Annotated in this window: 1 protein-coding gene and 1 pseudogene; both read left to right on the top strand. The window is 61.1% G+C overall.

The window, feature by feature from the left end; translation table 11 throughout:
- On the top strand, positions 1-1,120 hold a 1,120-nt coding region (locus EN750_RS33640; RefSeq protein ID WP_145968168.1), incomplete at its 5' end, for an ABC transporter substrate-binding protein.
- A gap of 39 nt (positions 1,121-1,159) precedes the next feature.
- Positions 1,160-1,556 (top strand): annotated as a pseudogene (locus EN750_RS33635) (ABC transporter permease); the annotation flags it as partial.

Below are 1,556 nucleotides of genomic sequence, written 5' to 3'. Positions count from 1 at the left end.
GCTCTACAAGCTCGCCTTGCCGCATGCCGTGGTCCTGCCGGCGGACACGCCCGCCGAAGACATGGGCTCCAAGCCCATTCCCAGCACCGGCGCGTACATGATCTCCGCCTTCGACCCGAACAAGGGCATGACGGTTTCCCGCAACCCCAATTTCAAGCAGTGGAGCGAAGAAGCCCAGCCGGACGGCTATCCGGATGTCGTCCAATATGATTTCGGCCTGTCCGAAGAGGCAGCCGTCACCGCGATCCAGAACGGCGAAGCGGACTGGATGTTCGACGCTCTGCCCAGCGATCGCCTGGGCGAACTGGGCAGCAAGTCCATGGACCAGCTGCACATCTCACCGCTTTCGGCTTGGTGGTACGCGCCGCTGAACAACCGTCTCGCACCCTTCGACAATGAAAAAGCCCGCCAGGCCGTTGCCTATGCGATCGATCGCAACACGCTGGTCAAGCTGTTCGGCGGCAAGGTGCTGGCCTCGCCGGTCTGTCAGGTCCTGCCCCCGGACTTCCCCGGCCATGAAGACTATTGCCCCTTCACCAAGAATCCGGGCGCCAAATGGTCGGCTCCTGATCTCGACAAGGCAAAGCAGCTCGTCGAGGACTCCGGCACCAAGGGCCAGAAGGTGACGATCATCGTCGAGGACACCGCCATTTCGCGGTCCATCGGCGTCTATCTGCAGAGCGTTCTGACCAGCATCGGCTATGTCGCCGACGTCAAGCCGATCTCGTCCAATATCCAGTTCACCTACATTCAGAACACCAACAACAAGGTGCAGATGTCCGTTACCCAATGGTACAAGGACTATCCTGCGGCTTCGGACTTCCTGAACATCCTGTTCAGCTGCGCCTCCTTCCGTGAAGGTTCGGACGCCTCGATCAACATCGCCGGCTTCTGCGACAAGGAAATCGACGCCAAGATGCAAAAGGCATTGGACCTCGGCGTCACCGATCAGAAAGCCGCCGACAAAATGTGGGCTGAAATCGACAGGCAAGTCACCGACAAGGCACCCGCCGTTGGCCTCTTCACGCCGAAGCGGCTTGACTTTGTCAGCAAACGTCTCGGCAATTTCAAGTTCAACCGGCAGTTCAACTGGATGATCACCCAATCCTGGGTGCAGTGATGGCCTGGGTGCAGTAACGAACCGCGGAGGGGCACGTCCGTGTCGAACGTAGCTGTCGCCGCGCCGCGCAAGACGCGAGGGCCCTGGGCCGTCGCGTTTGCGAAGCTGGCAAGGGACAGGGCTGCCATGGCGTCGCTGGCCGTGTTCCTCCTCATCGTCCTTGCCTGCCTCAGTGCGCCTCTTTATGCAAAATGGGCAGGCGTGGACCCCTTCGCCTCGACGCTCGACGCCGTCATCCAGATCGACGGTGCCGACGTTCCGGTGATGGAACAATCGACGGAAGGGCTAGGGCTTGGCTACACACCGCTCGGCCCGACCTGGCGGCTGGGCAATTATTTCCTCGGCGCCGACAGCCAGGGGCGCGATGTCATGGCCAGGATGCTCTATGGCGGGCTGAGCTCGTTGCTGATCTCCGGAGCAGCCACCATCTTCACCC

It is taken from the genome of Mesorhizobium sp. M7A.F.Ca.ET.027.03.2.1 (assembly GCF_003999175.1).
In the GTDB taxonomy this organism is placed as follows: domain Bacteria; phylum Pseudomonadota; class Alphaproteobacteria; order Rhizobiales; family Rhizobiaceae; genus Mesorhizobium.
This window is presented reverse-complemented; position numbering and strand designations above follow the sequence as displayed.